This window comes from Serinicoccus shuyuelongi (assembly GCF_045032955.1).
Taxonomy (GTDB): domain Bacteria; phylum Actinomycetota; class Actinomycetes; order Actinomycetales; family Dermatophilaceae; genus Ornithinicoccus.
Window position 1 is genome coordinate 282,716 of record NZ_JBJFZU010000004.1, and the last position, 12,254, is coordinate 294,969.

A 12,254-nucleotide genomic window follows, 5' to 3' on the forward strand; every position below is an offset into this window, starting at 1 on the left:
CCCTCTCTGACTTCTCCCCGGGCGAGGGGCATCCCCCTATAGTGGTGACGCATGCCAGGAAACGTGAGACCGGCGAAGTTGTTGCTCTGGGTTGTGATCGCCGTGGCGGTCCTCGCGACCTGGGCACCGTACTTCGGAGCCTTTGAGCAGCTGACCTGGGTGGGGCCGGTGCCCTTCGGGCTCGCCTGGGTGCTCAGCTGGAACGCGGTTCTGACGGGGTGTGCCATCGCGATGTACTTCGTCCACTTCCGGCCGCTGCATGAGCGCCTGCTCGCCGATCCGCTGGCCGAGCCGGAGGTGGAGGTGCGATGACCGTCACCCAGCTCACCATCGTCGTCCTAGCCGTCTTCATGGCGGCGTTCATCGGCATCTCGTGGTGGACGAGCCGGCAGAACTCCGCCACTGCCGGCTCCTACGTCGTCGGCGACCGCAGCCTGGGAACCTTTCCACTGCTGCTGTCCATGAGCGCGACGTACTTCTCCACCTGGACGCTGCTCGGGTCGTTCGGCTCCTACTACCGCGACGGGTTGTGGTTCACCGCCTTCGGCACCTGGGCGGTCATCCAGGTCAGCGTGTACGTGTGGCTGTTCGGTGGACGCATCTGGCTGGCCGGCAAGAGGTTCGGGTTCATCACACCCGGGCAGATGATGGAGCACTACTACCGCAGCCCCGTCCTGCGCCTCGCCTACACCCTGGTCGGGATCTGCGCTCTGGTCCCGGTCATGCTGATCCAGCTGACCGGAGGCGCAACGGCCCTGGAGAGCCTCACCGACGGAGCCATCCCGTACACGGTCGGTGTCACCATCGCCTCGGTCTCCGTCGCCACGGTCGTGCTGTGGGCAGGTTTCCGTGGGACGGTGTGGATGGACGCGTTCATGGGGGTGTTCTTCGGCGCCGTGATGCTCTTCAGCCTTGCCTTCGTCGCGGGCCGCACGGGTTATCTCGACATGTTCCGTTCTGCCGCGGAGGCCGACCCGTCGCGGCTCGTCGTGTCGGGTCGCCCGTTCGAGATGCTCGAGCTGTGGCTCGGCCTCAGCATCGGCGCGTGGGTGCTGCCGCACATGTGGCAGAAGTTCTACTCCGCGCGCGACCCGAAGGTGCTGGGCAAGGTGGCGGCGATCTCACCGTTCTGGACCTCGTGGCTCATGGCGCTGGTGCCCATGTTCATCGGGATCGCCGCGATCGTCCCCGGCCTCGTGCCCGGTGCGGACGAGAACTCAGACTCGATCCTGCCGCTGCTTTTCGCCGAGTACCTGCCCATCGTCGGTGCGCTCGTGGTGGCCGGCATCCTGGCCGCGGCCATGTCGACCATCAACAGCCAGCTGCTGTCCTCGGCGAGCCTGGTCGCCGAGGACGTGTGGCGTCGCTTCTTCGACCGGGAGCTCACCGGCCGACGACTGCGCAACGTCAACCGGGTCGTCGTGGCCGGGCTCACGCTGCTCGTGTACCTGATCGCGCTGAGCCCGCAGGGGGCGGGCTACCTGGTGCCGGTCTCGGCGCTCGGTTTCGGCCTCGGTCTGCAGCTGGTGCCGACCGCGCTGGGTGTGCTCTACCTGCGCGGCATCACCCCACACGGCGCCCTGGCCGGCCTCGTGGCCGGGGTGGTTGCGCTGGCGCTGGTCGCCATCACCGGGCTGTCGCCGCTCGGCCCGGGCCTCAGCGGGCTCGCGGTCAACATCGCGGTGACGGCCGTCGTCAGTCGGTTCACGGCCCCGGTCGACCCCGAGCAGGTAGCCACCTACCGTCACCTGTTCAGCCGCTACTACCGCGAGGAAGCGCCTATCGTCCGGGCCAGCGAGCAGGAGGGCGTCCGATGAGAGCCAGCAAGGTCGCCGTGGTGCAGGCGGGTTCGGTGCCCTTCGACGCGGACGCCACCACGGCCAAGGCGCTCACGCTGCTGGAGGAGGCAGCCGGCAACGGCGCGTCGCTCGTGCTGTTCCCCGAGGCGTTCATCGGCACCTATCCCAAAGGCCTCACCTTCGGCAGCCCCGTCGGTCGACGTACGGACGAGGGCCGAGACGAATACCTGAGGTACGTGCGCGGGGCCGTCACCCTCGACGGGCCCGAGGTCGCTGCCGTCGTCGGTGCCGCCGCCGAGCACGGTGTGTTCGTCGTCATGGGGGTCGTGGAGCGGCTCGGTTCGACGCTGTACTGCACGGCCCTGCTCGTCGACCCGGTCGAGGGCCTCGTCGGTCACCACCGCAAGGTCATGCCGACCGGCAGCGAACGGCTGGTCTGGGGCTTCGGCGACGGGTCGACACTGCCCGTCGTGCAGAGCGATGCCGGTGCCGTGGGCGCGGTCATCTGCTGGGAGAACTACATGCCGCTCATGCGAGCAGCCATGTATGCCCAGGGCGTCGAGCTGTACTGCGCGCCGACGGCCGACGACCGCGACACCTGGCAGGCGAGCGTGCAGCACATCGCCCTGGAGGGGCGCTGCTACGTGCTCAGCGCGTGCCAGTACATCACCCGTGGCGCCTTCGGCGACGACTACCCCGGGATCATCGGCGAGCAGCCTGACGACGTGCTCATGCGCGGCGGTAGCGTCGTCGTGAGCCCCCTCGGCGAGGTGCTCGCCGGGCCGGTGTTCGACCGCGAGGAGACTCTCTACGCCGAGGTGTCGCCGGATGACCTGACCCGCAGCAAGCTGGACTTCGACCCGGTGGGCCACTACGCCCGCCCAGAAGTCTTCGGGTTGACGGTCGACACCCGCAGCAAGGCCCCCGTCGAGTTCCTGCGGGACGACCCGGAGCCGTCATGACCTTCCACGTCGAGTACCCGCGGGTGCAGCCGGAACAGCGTCCCGACGGGCACCAGCCGGCCGCCCCTCGGTGGACCCTGCGCTTCGAGCAACCCGTCACCGCGGTGGTCTCCGACTACCTGGCGGTCCAGGGACGCGAGCTGTCGTGGGAGCAGCAGCGAGGCTTCTTCGACCGGGCGCGCGCCTCCTTCGGCGGCGAGGACGGCCCCGGTGCGCACGAGACGATGCGGTTCACCGACGACGAAGGCTACGTCAACGCAGTCCTGGTGGCGTACTGGACCGAGCCGGAGCGGCACGCCCGGTGGCAGCGCGACTCCTCGTTCTCCGCCTGGTTCGCCGAAGACACGCGGACGGCCGAGGACGTCGGGTACTGGCGAGAGACGCTGGTAGTCCCCTACGACCGGCAAGAGACCATCTACTCCGACCCCGAGTACCGCATCGGGCTGGCCCGGTGCGAGGGGTCGGTGGTGGCCTCGACCACGACGAACGGATACTTCGGTGCTGCGCGCGACCGATTGCCGATCTCGGCGGTGGAGTCCTTGGACGGCGCGATGCCGGTGCTGCGCCGAGATGTGGCGGTTGACAACTTCGCTGGGCGGCGGGTGCGCGCGCTCACCCCGCTGAACCTGACGACGATCCGTTCGGGACAGTTCTGGCACGACGCGGACGCGGAGCAGACGCAGGACTACGAGGACTCGCTGCAGCCGAAGCTCATGGAAGGCATGGCCTACCTGTCCGAGCACGACGAGGAGACCAGCACCCTGTCGCTGCGCATCATGACGAACCTGGACGAGGACGGCCGCGAACGGCAGGAGACGTCCGTGTACGCCGCCTTCGCGTCGCTGGAGCTGCTGGAACGCTGGGCCGCTTCGCACCAGACGCACCTGAAGATCTTCGGCCACGCCATCGAGGCCAAGAAGCGCTGGGGCGACGACCGACAGGTCGTCACGTGGCACGAGGTGTTCGTGCTGCTCCCGGGGGCGGGGTTCGAGTACGTGAACTGCCACCCGCAGACCGGTCTGCTGCCGTACTGCCCGCTGGTCGAGGTGGTGTAAGCGGACTGGCCTTGGGGGTCGAGCCCTCGGTCGTGAGCGCACCCCCGAGGGTTCGACCGCAGGCGGTGACGCCACCGCGTGACATTCCCGAGGATCGACGGTCATGGCTCGAACGTCGTCCAGGTCCCTTCGGAGACCACCTCGACAGTGCCGTCGACCACGGTGAGGGCGGTCTGCTCGTCGATGGCGTAGGCGGGGACGCCAAGGTCCGATGCCCACTGCTCGGCGGCCGCCAGGGTGTTCGTCGGGAAGGCTTCCAGGTGCGGGAAGATCGAGAAGTCCACGACCCCCAGGGTGCGGTCACTCGGGGCGGACGGCCACTCGACGAAGAGCTCGCCGATCCGGGGTGTCATCACCATGCTTCCGGCACTGACACCGACCCAGACCGTGTCGGGCATGGTGGGCAGCACCTCGGCGAGGCCTGACTCGCGCATCCAGTGGCACAGGTAGGCCGCGTCCCCGCCGTCGACCAGCAGGGCGTCCGCATCCTGGACCCACGGGAGCCACCGGTCGGCGCCGATGCTGGGCAGCGCGGCGAGCTCGAGGACGTCGAGCGACGCCCAGCCCAGGCCGGTGAGGTGCCTCCAGCTGTCGCCCGCCGCAAGCAGTCCGTGCACCGAGCCCGGACCGCACATCGGGTGGCCCCACTGCGCCGTCGGGATGACGAGGGCGTGGGACTCGGCGACCGGCTTGCCGAGGAGGTCGTCGAGGGCCGCGTGGATGCTCGGGTTCGTGACACCTCCCGATGTCAGCAGCAGTTTCACAGTTCCTCCATGGGATGACTCGTCCTCGATCCTGTCAGGTGCTCAGTCCTGCAGGTCGGACAGGATGCAGAACTCGTTGCCGGACGGGTCGCGCATCACCGTCCACGGATGGCCCTGCGCCCAGTCGTCCGTCGAGACGGTCGCACCGAGCGAGAGTGCGAGCTCGACGAGGCCTTGGTGATCCGGCCCGTCCTGCGTCGGACGGACGTCGAGGTGGGTGCGGTTCTGACGCGTCTTGGGCACAGGCTCGGGGCACAGCTCGAGCAGTGGACCTCGCAGGCTCGGATGCCGAAGGGTCACCGGCCCCACGCCCTCAGCCCGGACCCACCCGGTGAGCGCGGAGTACAGCTCCGCGTCCCGCGCGGGATCGGCGCTGTCGAGCGGGAGGGCGGCGATCGGGCCGGTGTCGCGGTATGCCGTGCGCTCCTCCATGACACAGAAGGCGTTGCCGTCAGGGTCGGCGAGCACCACCCACGGGACATCGCCTTGGCCGATGTCGACACGGGTGGCACCGAGGCCGGTCAACCGTTGCACCACCTCGTCCTGCTGTCCCCCGCCGTGCAGGTCGAGGTGCAGCCGCCAGTCCGCCGGTGGTGGCTCGGTCGCACGCTCGATGCAGATGTCGAGCCACGCGTCCTCGCCGAACCACAGTCGGCCCTCGTAGTCGTCCGGGGTGTCGGGGCCATTGTCGACGAGCCCGAGTGCCGCGGACCAGAACAGACCGGTCGCTTGCGGGTCGCGGGACTGCATGACGATGTTCTCCAAGCGCATGCCATCACCGTAGGTCCGGCCGAGGACAGACTCCGTCCGCGATCTGGGGGAGGCGGCTCAGCCGAGGGCTGCGCGGAGCATCTTGAGCTGGTTGATCTCCGCGAGGTTCTTGGCCAGCTCGAAATTGAGCCAGGAGGCGATGAGGCCGAGCGGCTGCGGATCCGGCATGGCCCACTGCACCAAGCGCTCGAGGTCGTCGTCGGCCAGCACCCGATCCCACTTCTCCTTCAGGCGGACGATCTCGTCCGTGGTCCCGCTCCAGACGTGATCCTGGGGTGCGACCCGACCATGCCCATGGACCAACAAGAGGGTGTCGGTCCACCACCACTCGACGTGCCACAGGATCCAGCCCATGGTGGGGACCATTGGCGGATCGTTCCCCTCGTCAGGCCAGTCTGCCGACCAGCCGTCATCAGTGCGGTGGACCGAGTAGGTCGCCGCTCCTGCGGGCGACCACAGGGCAGTGTCCTCGTCGATCTGACCGAGGACGAACTCTGTCGCGAACCTCCATTCGATGTCGAGCTGTCGCTGGAGCGCGGTCCGTACGTCGAACGTGAGCATGTTGAGATCCAATCACCCGAATCGCAACGACAAGGGCGACGGTGTCGAGGCGATGTAGACAGCCAGGATGTGATGGGGTTCGCACGCCCAGCCGAAGGCGGCGTCGCAGGTTTCACTCGATGGAACGCTAGTGCGTCGTGAACACCGGACATCCCGGCCGCAGTCCTTGAAGCAGCCAGCTCCCTACGTGACGATGAACGCGAGAGCCAGCACCGGCGCTGCCTCCAGGAGAGGAACCACTATGGGAGAGTTCGTCACCAGGGATGGCTGCACCATCCGGTATCAGGACACCGAAGCGGCCCCCGGGCGCAGCGACGAGACGATAGTGCTGCTGAGCGGGTGGTCGCAGACGGCCGCCATGTACGACCGGCTGGTGAAGGTGCTCGACGGCCGGTACCGGACGGTGGTCTACGACTACCGCAACCACGGCCGGTCCGGTGCCAGCGACAACGGGGCTCGCATCGCCTCCCTCGCCACCGACCTACGTGAGCTCCTCGACCACCTCGCCATCACCCGCGCTCACCTCGCGGGCAACTCCATGGGCTGCTCGGTGCTGTACTCGTTCGTCGATCTCTATGGCACCGAGCGGGTGAAGTCGCTCGTCCTCATCGATCAGCCCAGCGTCTGTGCGTTGGTGCCCTGGCTCACCCAGGAGGATGCAGGCGAGGTCGGCGCGATCATGGACTTCGCGGGCGCTGCCGGTTTCGTCGAGGGACTGCTCGGTCCTGACGCGGAAGCAGTCCGGCGCAACTTCCTCCGTTCCATGGTTCTCGACGACATCTCGGAGGAAGACTTCGCCTATCTGCTCGAGCAGAACATGACGCTACGGATGCCGTACGGTGCACGCCTCGTCCTCGACCACGTGATGCAGGACTGGCGAGATGTGCTTCCGCGCATCGACGTGCCGACGCTGGTGACCGGGGGTGAGCTCAGCCACGTGGACGCCACGTCGCAGCGGTGGATCGCCGGCCAGATCCCGGGCGCGCAGCTGGAGGTGTTCACACGTGCGGAAGGCGGTGACCATTTTCCGTTCTTCGAGAATCCCGAGCACTTCGCGGCCGTCTACACCCGCTTCATCGACTCTGTCGCAACCTGAGAGTCCCATGGGCGTGGCTCTCGGGTGTACGGCCCGGTGAGCGACGGTCACTGACGACGAGATCCGCTCGCAGGCCATCACTCAGCGGCTGCTCGGGATCCCAGATGCTGCTGGTGCACCACACCGACTGCGGCATCGTCGCCTTCACGGACGCCGTCTTCCATCCTCGCCGAGGCGTCCTGACCCGCCTGCGAGACTGGCGTCACGCACGGCAGCGACGCCTCTTCCGACGACCCGCCATTGGATCTGCACGTCGGCGACGAGCACCTCGTCGTCCGGCAGCGCTCTTCTTCACCTGCTCCACCGAGTCGCAGCGCACCTCCGGCGGCTACATCCATTGCCGGTGCGCGTTCACTGTCGGTCGGGCGTGATCCGCAGCGGCTGGGGGTGCCTTAGTCCCATGACGAGGGCAACACCCCAGAGCAGGAACAGCGGATCCCAGATCCATGCGTGTCCGATCATTCCTTGATGGTCGTAGCCTCCCGTCGGCTGAATGACGCCGGCGAGCACGAGGTGGGCTACGACCGTGTTCAGCCCACCCCAGACCACCAGCGTGACGGCACCGAGCCACAGCACTATTCGCAGCACTCGCGAGATGGGTCGCCCGCTTTCAGCGAGCAGCAGGGGGAGAACGGCGAACCCCACCTTGAGGACGCCGACGGGAAGCAACAGCCACAGCTGGTCGGCGAACGTCTCCACGATGTCCTCACCGAGGGTCTCGACAAGCCACGTCCCGCCCACCGCCCAGTAGAGACTGAAGAGGCCGTGGCCTGTACCGGCCACGGCTGCCACGACCAGCGCCCAGCGGGTCCGACGAGGAGCTGCAGGAGCTGCGCTCGGTGCCGCGATCTGACCCATGTTCGCCAAAGTACCGGACGCTGCCGGAGACTCAATCGAGCACATCAACTCGCGTCGAGGCACCATGCGGCAGTTTCCGGATGCGCGAGGGGCCTCGGCCCCCACCTTGGCAAGCGCCCACGTCGTCCCTTGGCGCGGCGATCAGCCGGGCGCACCTATACGCGCCACAGGCCTATCGATTCGTAGGCCGCCGTGCAGGGATCGAAGGAACGGCGCCGGGAAGGTCAACTCTTGGTGTTCGGTTGTCGCGCGCTTCTTCGGTTGGACTTTCGTTGAATCTCGATCATCCGCGCAGGTCGCGGGAACGCGTCAACCCACGGGCGGTCAGGTGCCACAGGGCCCACCCATAGCCCACGAGGACGAGGGCCAGCGAGCCCCATGACCCGGCACGAAGACCGGCCTCACCGCCCAGGGCCCACGCCACATCAGGGGTGCCAGCGAGCAGCACCGCGGCAGCAGGCAGCAGGAGGATGTGCATGAACGTGTGCCGCCGGCCCCAAAGGTCGCTGATGACGGCAAGGACGAGAACGGGTATCCACATCGGTAGCACGATCATCATCGAGGCTGCCAGGCGTGGCAGGGCTGAATTGGTGTAGTTGACGGTTCGCGTCACGGCACCGGTGGAATCACCGGTCTCCACGACCGAGTACGCAACCCACCCGAATGAGATGACCAGCAGCATGAGGAGCCCCAGCACCTGGGACAACGTCACCACCACCGGCACCCAGGAACGCGCCAGGGACGGCGACGCTCGGCGTCTCGGTGAGTCGGCCGCTGGCCGGTGGCCCGCATACGCCTCCTGTGCCACCGCTTCAGGCGGTCCCAGCCCGGTGAGCACGGCCCGGATGTCATCCGTGCCCGTGTTCGCTCTCTCTGCCAGCGAAGCGTGGACGTGTTCTCGGACCCCGGCCAGTACCTCGGCTCGTTCTCCGGGGTCTAGATCGACCAGGAGGTGCCGAAGGTCCTGCTCGTAGCTGATCCACAGCGGGTGCTCGGTCGCCGTCATGTCTATCCATCTGTCAGGGCCGCGTCCACCGCGTCCCGGAACGGGGCCCACGCCAGACGGAACGCGGCCAGCGCCTCCACACCTGGACCAGTCAGCTCGTAGTAACGGCGCGGAGGGCCTTCGGTGGACTCCTGCCACGTGGTGCTGACCAACCCGGCTTTACGCAGCCTGGCCAGCAACGGATACAGGGTGCCTTCGCTGGACATCAGCACCTGCCCGGCCGCGAGCCGCCGAGCGATGTCCAGACCGTAGAGCCGGCCGCCCTGCAGCATGGCCAGGACGCAATACTCCAGGGCACCGCGTCGAAGCTGGGTCAGGATGAGTCCGTCGCCAGGTACCATGCTCCACAAGTTACCAGCGTGAGGCGACGAAGACGCGCTGTCGGCAGCGACACGGGTCGACATCCCGTGGAGGGCCATCCCGTGCGCAGCAGATCAGGTCCTTTGAATGGACGTATGGCGTCCGGTCTGGGCCTCACTCATCAGACGTCGCCAGGCTCACCGCTTCCAGCAGCTCCCGCTGGGCCAGGATCCGGAAGTGCCCGGACACGGGCAGCTCGACGTTCGTCGCCCCGGGCAGGCTCGAGCCTCCGGGGATGTGCGGGTCGAACTCGCTCCAGATCGAGGTGATTCGGTGGTTGACCCGCAGTTCGTCGCCCAGCAGCCGCAGGGTCCGGTTCGACGGTGAGAACGCTCGCACGGCCGGCACCAGGAACAGTCGGGCGTAGACCGATCCGCCGAACGGGGTGGAGATGGCGACCATGCGCTCGATCCGCTCCTGCGGGTCGAGGTGGGTCATCGCGTACTTGCCGATGAGCCCGCCCTTGCTGTGGGCGACCAGGATCACGTCGCGCAGGTCGTGCTCGTCGAGGTGTGCCGCGATCAGCTCGGCGCTGGCCACGACGGGGGCGGTGTTCCACCGGAGGCGGGTGACCACGTGGACCGGGTGACCGAGGTCGTGCAGCAGGTCGGCGACGGGGCGCATGAGGTGCCACCGCTCGTAGACACCCGGCAGCAGCAGGACGGGGGGGCGGGGCGGGGGCAGGTGGGCGCCGGAGAGGTCCTGGTAGACGGCCGGGTCCTGGTGCACGACCAGCCCGTGCGCCTGCCAGAAGACGACGTAGGCGTAGTCGCGCACCCACGCCCATAGCCTGCCGACCAGCCGAGCTCCCATGCCGGCGGTCATTGCCCGACCGCCTCTCGGCCCACCCCCGAGTGGGTCGCGATCTCGCGGGCCACCTCCTCGGGCCGGGTGTGCATCACCACGTGCGCCCCGGGGATCTCGACGAGCCGGCCGACCGGCGCCAGCCGGGCCATGTGCTCGGCCCAGGCCTGCGGTGCGACCGGGTCGCGGCTCCCGCGGATCACCAGCAGGGGCACCGGCAGCCGGGCCAACGCCTCATCGGTCGGGTAGCCGAGCATGATCGGGACGGTCTCGAGGTAGCGGCGCGGGCCGGTGCGCGCGTAGTCCCGCAGCACCACCCAGTTGGCCGACGGCGTCTCCAGGAGGAGGTCAGCCACCAGCCGCAGGCCCTGACGGGCGACCGACCGGGCCACCGGGTCGACGACACCGCCGATCGAGACGACCGAGCCGGCGACCGCCGGGTCCTGCAGGACCGCTTCGAGGACGACCTGGGCACCCATCGAATGGCCGACGAGGACGGGGCGGTCCAGGCCGGTGTGGCGGATGTAGGCGACCACCACCCCGGCCAGCTGCTCGATCGTCAGCGGGGCTGGCGGCCTCGGGGTTCCGCCGAAGCCGGGCAGCTCCAGGACGTGGACCCCGCCGGGTCCCGCAGCCTTCGCGCCGGTCCCCGTGAGGGCCGCCGCGAGCCGGGTGAAGTAGGAGTGCCCGACCCCGATGCCGTGCACGAGGACGTACTGCGGACCGGAGTCCGGCCCGAGCCGTCGCACGTGGGCCGTGGTGCCGGCGTGCCCGAACTCGACCACCGACCGCCACTGCATGATCGGGAGTTTACGACCCTCAACGGCAGGCCAAGGACGCGCTGCTGGTGGATCACCCTCGTCCTCGCCACCGGGAGGAAACCGCACCCGACCCGAGCGACACCACCAGCGGCCCCGCTACATCGCCCCCTGGCGAACCGGCATGGAGGTGTTCGCGTGACTGCACTGAGCTGGCGACCGGCCCGGTGCAGTCCGGCGTACCGGCCGAGGCGACGGGATTAGCGCACTGCACCGGGTGCGGCAGTACAGGATGCTCTTTGAGGCCCGCGATGGAATGTCCGCGCATCGCGGACGAAGGTGCTGAAGAGCTGGCCACGCCGAGCGTCTCAGGGGACGCTACGCTGGCGCCCGTGTACTTCTGGTTCCCGATCATCATTGGGGCGGCGGTCGTGTCGATTCTCTCCGCCACCACCGACTGGGGGCTGTGGACGATCGTCGGAGTGGCACTCCTTGTGATGGGGGCTGTAGAACTCATTGCCTACGGTGTCCGTCGGGTGCGTCGCGTGCGAGACCTTGGCAAGGCCGAGCACCCCGAAGATAAGTAGAACAGTTGACACGTCATCATTGAGCGGACGTGGCGTCCTCGCTGGGGACTGCTGCACGGATAGGTGACAGTGGTTAGTCACGCAGCCTGGTCGGCTGGTGTGGTCATGATGGTCTCGTACTCGATGGGGGTCAACCGGCCAAGAGCGGCTTGTCGTCGGCGGCGGTGGTAGGTCCGCTCGATCCAGGTGACGATGGCGATGCGCAGGTCGTGGCGGGTGGCCCAGGGGCCGCGGTTCAGGACGTTCTTCTGCAGCAGGGCGAAGAAGGATTCCATGGCGGCGTTGTCGCCCGCGGCGCCGACCCTGCCCATGGATCCGACCATGCTGTGGTGGTTGAGAGCGTGGACGAACTTCCTGCTACGAAATTGCGATCCTCGATCGGTGTGAACCGCGCACCCGGTGACGTCACCGCGCCGGGCGACGGCGTTGTTCAGTGCGGTGACGGCGATCCGCGACTTCATCCTGGAGTCGATGGAGTAGCCCACGATCCGGTTGGAGTACACGTCCTTGAACGCGCAGACATAGAGCTTCCCTTCACCGGTCCAATGTTCCGTGATGTCCCCGACCCACAACTCGTTCGCAGCCTGGGCGGTGAACTCGTGCCGGGTCCGGCCCAACTCATCGATCACAGCGCACCGGTCCTCATGCACCGGCGGGCCGGGCTTCCTCCCGTTCTTGCCCCGCTTCTTACCGAAGGCGGACCACCAGCCGTTGTCCGAGCACAACCGCCAGGCCGTCCGCTCGCTCATGGTGTGGCCGGCACCGCGGGCCTCATAGGCCAGGAACCGGTACCCGAACTCAGGGTCGTCGCGGTGGGCGTTGAACAGGGCGTCCGCGCGGTACGCCGCCGCGAGGTCGGCGTCGGTGACCGGG

Annotated in this window: 15 protein-coding genes; 6 read left to right on the forward strand and 9 right to left on the reverse strand. The window is 68.1% G+C overall.

All coding sequences use genetic code 11. From position 1 onward, the window contains the following. Nucleotides 1-51: 51 nt before the first annotated feature. The 4 genes from ACI3EY_RS07630 to ACI3EY_RS07645 are packed head-to-tail and all read left to right on the forward strand — an operon-like array spanning nt 52 to nt 3,816. Nucleotides 52-312, forward strand: a complete 261-nt coding sequence (locus ACI3EY_RS07630; protein WP_405038058.1) for a hypothetical protein — start codon at nt 52-54, stop codon at nt 310-312. Continuing rightward, on the forward strand, nt 309-1,817 hold the full coding sequence (locus tag ACI3EY_RS07635) for a sodium:solute symporter family protein (protein ID WP_405039992.1): 1,509 nt from the start codon (nt 309-311) through the stop codon (nt 1,815-1,817). Before ACI3EY_RS07630 ends, ACI3EY_RS07635 begins: the two co-directional genes overlap by 4 nt. Continuing rightward, on the forward strand, nt 1,814-2,761 hold the full coding sequence (locus ACI3EY_RS07640) for a carbon-nitrogen hydrolase family protein (RefSeq protein ID WP_405038056.1): 948 nt from the start codon (nt 1,814-1,816) through the stop codon (nt 2,759-2,761). The genes ACI3EY_RS07635 and ACI3EY_RS07640 overlap by 4 nt, the downstream gene beginning before the upstream one ends. Then, the gene (locus tag ACI3EY_RS07645; protein WP_405039993.1) at nt 2,758-3,816 is read left to right on the forward strand and encodes a phenylacetaldoxime dehydratase family protein; all 1,059 of its coding nucleotides are present in this window, start codon (nt 2,758-2,760) and stop codon (nt 3,814-3,816) included. The genes ACI3EY_RS07640 and ACI3EY_RS07645 overlap by 4 nt, the downstream gene beginning before the upstream one ends. Before the next feature lie 101 nt (nt 3,817-3,917). On the opposite strand, the gene ACI3EY_RS07650 is transcribed toward ACI3EY_RS07645, so the two are convergent. From ACI3EY_RS07650 to ACI3EY_RS07660, 3 genes are read right to left on the reverse strand one after another with little or no spacing between them, the layout of a single operon-like run. Then, nucleotides 3,918-4,580 (reverse strand): Type 1 glutamine amidotransferase-like domain-containing protein, encoded by a 663-nt coding sequence (locus tag ACI3EY_RS07650; protein ID WP_405039994.1) that lies wholly within the window; start codon nt 4,578-4,580, stop codon nt 3,918-3,920. Nucleotides 4,581-4,622: 42 nt separating this feature from the next. After that, nucleotides 4,623-5,351 carry a VOC family protein gene (locus ACI3EY_RS07655; protein ID WP_405039995.1) on the reverse strand — a complete coding sequence of 243 codons (729 nt, stop codon included), beginning with the start codon at nt 5,349-5,351 and terminating at the stop codon, nt 4,623-4,625. A gap of 57 nt (nt 5,352-5,408) precedes the next feature. After that, nucleotides 5,409-5,912: a DinB family protein gene (locus ACI3EY_RS07660; protein WP_405039996.1), complete on the reverse strand. Its 504-nt coding sequence runs from the start codon at nt 5,910-5,912 to the stop codon at nt 5,409-5,411. A 241-nt stretch (nt 5,913-6,153) separates the two neighbouring features. Here ACI3EY_RS07660 and ACI3EY_RS07665 point away from each other — a divergent pair, with 241 nt between their 5' ends. Further along, entirely contained in the window at nt 6,154-7,008 is an 855-nt protein-coding gene (locus tag ACI3EY_RS07665; RefSeq protein ID WP_405039997.1) for an alpha/beta fold hydrolase, read from the forward strand. A gap of 351 nt (nt 7,009-7,359) precedes the next feature. On the opposite strand, the gene ACI3EY_RS07670 is transcribed toward ACI3EY_RS07665, so the two are convergent. The 5 genes from ACI3EY_RS07670 to ACI3EY_RS07690 all read right to left on the reverse strand — a co-directional run bounded on the left by ACI3EY_RS07670 (nt 7,360) and on the right by ACI3EY_RS07690 (nt 10,836). After that, nucleotides 7,360-7,866: a DUF3995 domain-containing protein gene (locus ACI3EY_RS07670; protein ID WP_405039998.1), complete on the reverse strand. Its 507-nt coding sequence runs from the start codon at nt 7,864-7,866 to the stop codon at nt 7,360-7,362. Between the two features lie 283 nt (nt 7,867-8,149). Beyond that, nucleotides 8,150-8,872: an HAAS signaling domain-containing protein gene (locus ACI3EY_RS07675; RefSeq protein ID WP_405039999.1), complete on the reverse strand. Its 723-nt coding sequence runs from the start codon at nt 8,870-8,872 to the stop codon at nt 8,150-8,152. Nucleotides 8,873-8,874: 2 nt separating this feature from the next. Further along, nucleotides 8,875-9,213 (reverse strand): PadR family transcriptional regulator, encoded by a 339-nt coding sequence (locus ACI3EY_RS07680; protein WP_405040000.1) that lies wholly within the window; start codon nt 9,211-9,213, stop codon nt 8,875-8,877. Between the two features lie 133 nt (nt 9,214-9,346). After that, nucleotides 9,347-10,057 carry an esterase/lipase family protein gene (locus ACI3EY_RS07685; RefSeq protein WP_405040001.1) on the reverse strand — a complete coding sequence of 237 codons (711 nt, stop codon included), beginning with the start codon at nt 10,055-10,057 and terminating at the stop codon, nt 9,347-9,349. Continuing rightward, the gene (locus ACI3EY_RS07690; protein ID WP_405040002.1) at nt 10,054-10,836 is read right to left on the reverse strand and encodes an alpha/beta fold hydrolase; all 783 of its coding nucleotides are present in this window, start codon (nt 10,834-10,836) and stop codon (nt 10,054-10,056) included. The genes ACI3EY_RS07685 and ACI3EY_RS07690 overlap by 4 nt, the downstream gene beginning before the upstream one ends. Before the next feature lie 350 nt (nt 10,837-11,186). Here ACI3EY_RS07690 and ACI3EY_RS07695 point away from each other — a divergent pair, with 350 nt between their 5' ends. After that, nucleotides 11,187-11,381, forward strand: coding sequence for a hypothetical protein (locus ACI3EY_RS07695; RefSeq protein WP_405040003.1), 195 nt, complete (start codon nt 11,187-11,189; stop codon nt 11,379-11,381). A gap of 77 nt (nt 11,382-11,458) precedes the next feature. Here ACI3EY_RS07695 and ACI3EY_RS07700 read toward each other — a convergent pair. Next, nucleotides 11,459-12,254, reverse strand: a 796-nt coding sequence (locus ACI3EY_RS07700) for an IS3 family transposase (RefSeq protein ID WP_405040004.1), incomplete at its 5' end; no start/stop codon positions are given.

Coding starts and splice junctions, on each gene's coding strand:
- ACI3EY_RS07660 (WP_405039996.1), bottom strand. CDS start 5,912: ATGCTCACGTTCGACGTACGGACCGCGCTCCAGCGACAGCTCGACATC.
- ACI3EY_RS07630 (WP_405038058.1), top strand. CDS start 52: ATGCCAGGAAACGTGAGACCGGCGAAGTTGTTGCTCTGGGTTGTGATC.
- ACI3EY_RS07645 (WP_405039993.1), top strand. CDS start 2,758: ATGACCTTCCACGTCGAGTACCCGCGGGTGCAGCCGGAACAGCGTCCC.
- ACI3EY_RS07640 (WP_405038056.1), top strand. CDS start 1,814: ATGAGAGCCAGCAAGGTCGCCGTGGTGCAGGCGGGTTCGGTGCCCTTC.
- ACI3EY_RS07685 (WP_405040001.1), bottom strand. CDS start 10,057: ATGACCGCCGGCATGGGAGCTCGGCTGGTCGGCAGGCTATGGGCGTGG.
- ACI3EY_RS07670 (WP_405039998.1), bottom strand. CDS start 7,866: ATGGGTCAGATCGCGGCACCGAGCGCAGCTCCTGCAGCTCCTCGTCGG.
- ACI3EY_RS07665 (WP_405039997.1), top strand. CDS start 6,154: ATGGGAGAGTTCGTCACCAGGGATGGCTGCACCATCCGGTATCAGGAC.
- ACI3EY_RS07675 (WP_405039999.1), bottom strand. CDS start 8,872: ATGACGGCGACCGAGCACCCGCTGTGGATCAGCTACGAGCAGGACCTT.
- ACI3EY_RS07635 (WP_405039992.1), top strand. CDS start 309: ATGACCGTCACCCAGCTCACCATCGTCGTCCTAGCCGTCTTCATGGCG.
- ACI3EY_RS07655 (WP_405039995.1), bottom strand. CDS start 5,351: ATGCGCTTGGAGAACATCGTCATGCAGTCCCGCGACCCGCAAGCGACC.
- ACI3EY_RS07690 (WP_405040002.1), bottom strand. CDS start 10,836: ATGCAGTGGCGGTCGGTGGTCGAGTTCGGGCACGCCGGCACCACGGCC.
- ACI3EY_RS07680 (WP_405040000.1), bottom strand. CDS start 9,213: ATGGTACCTGGCGACGGACTCATCCTGACCCAGCTTCGACGCGGTGCC.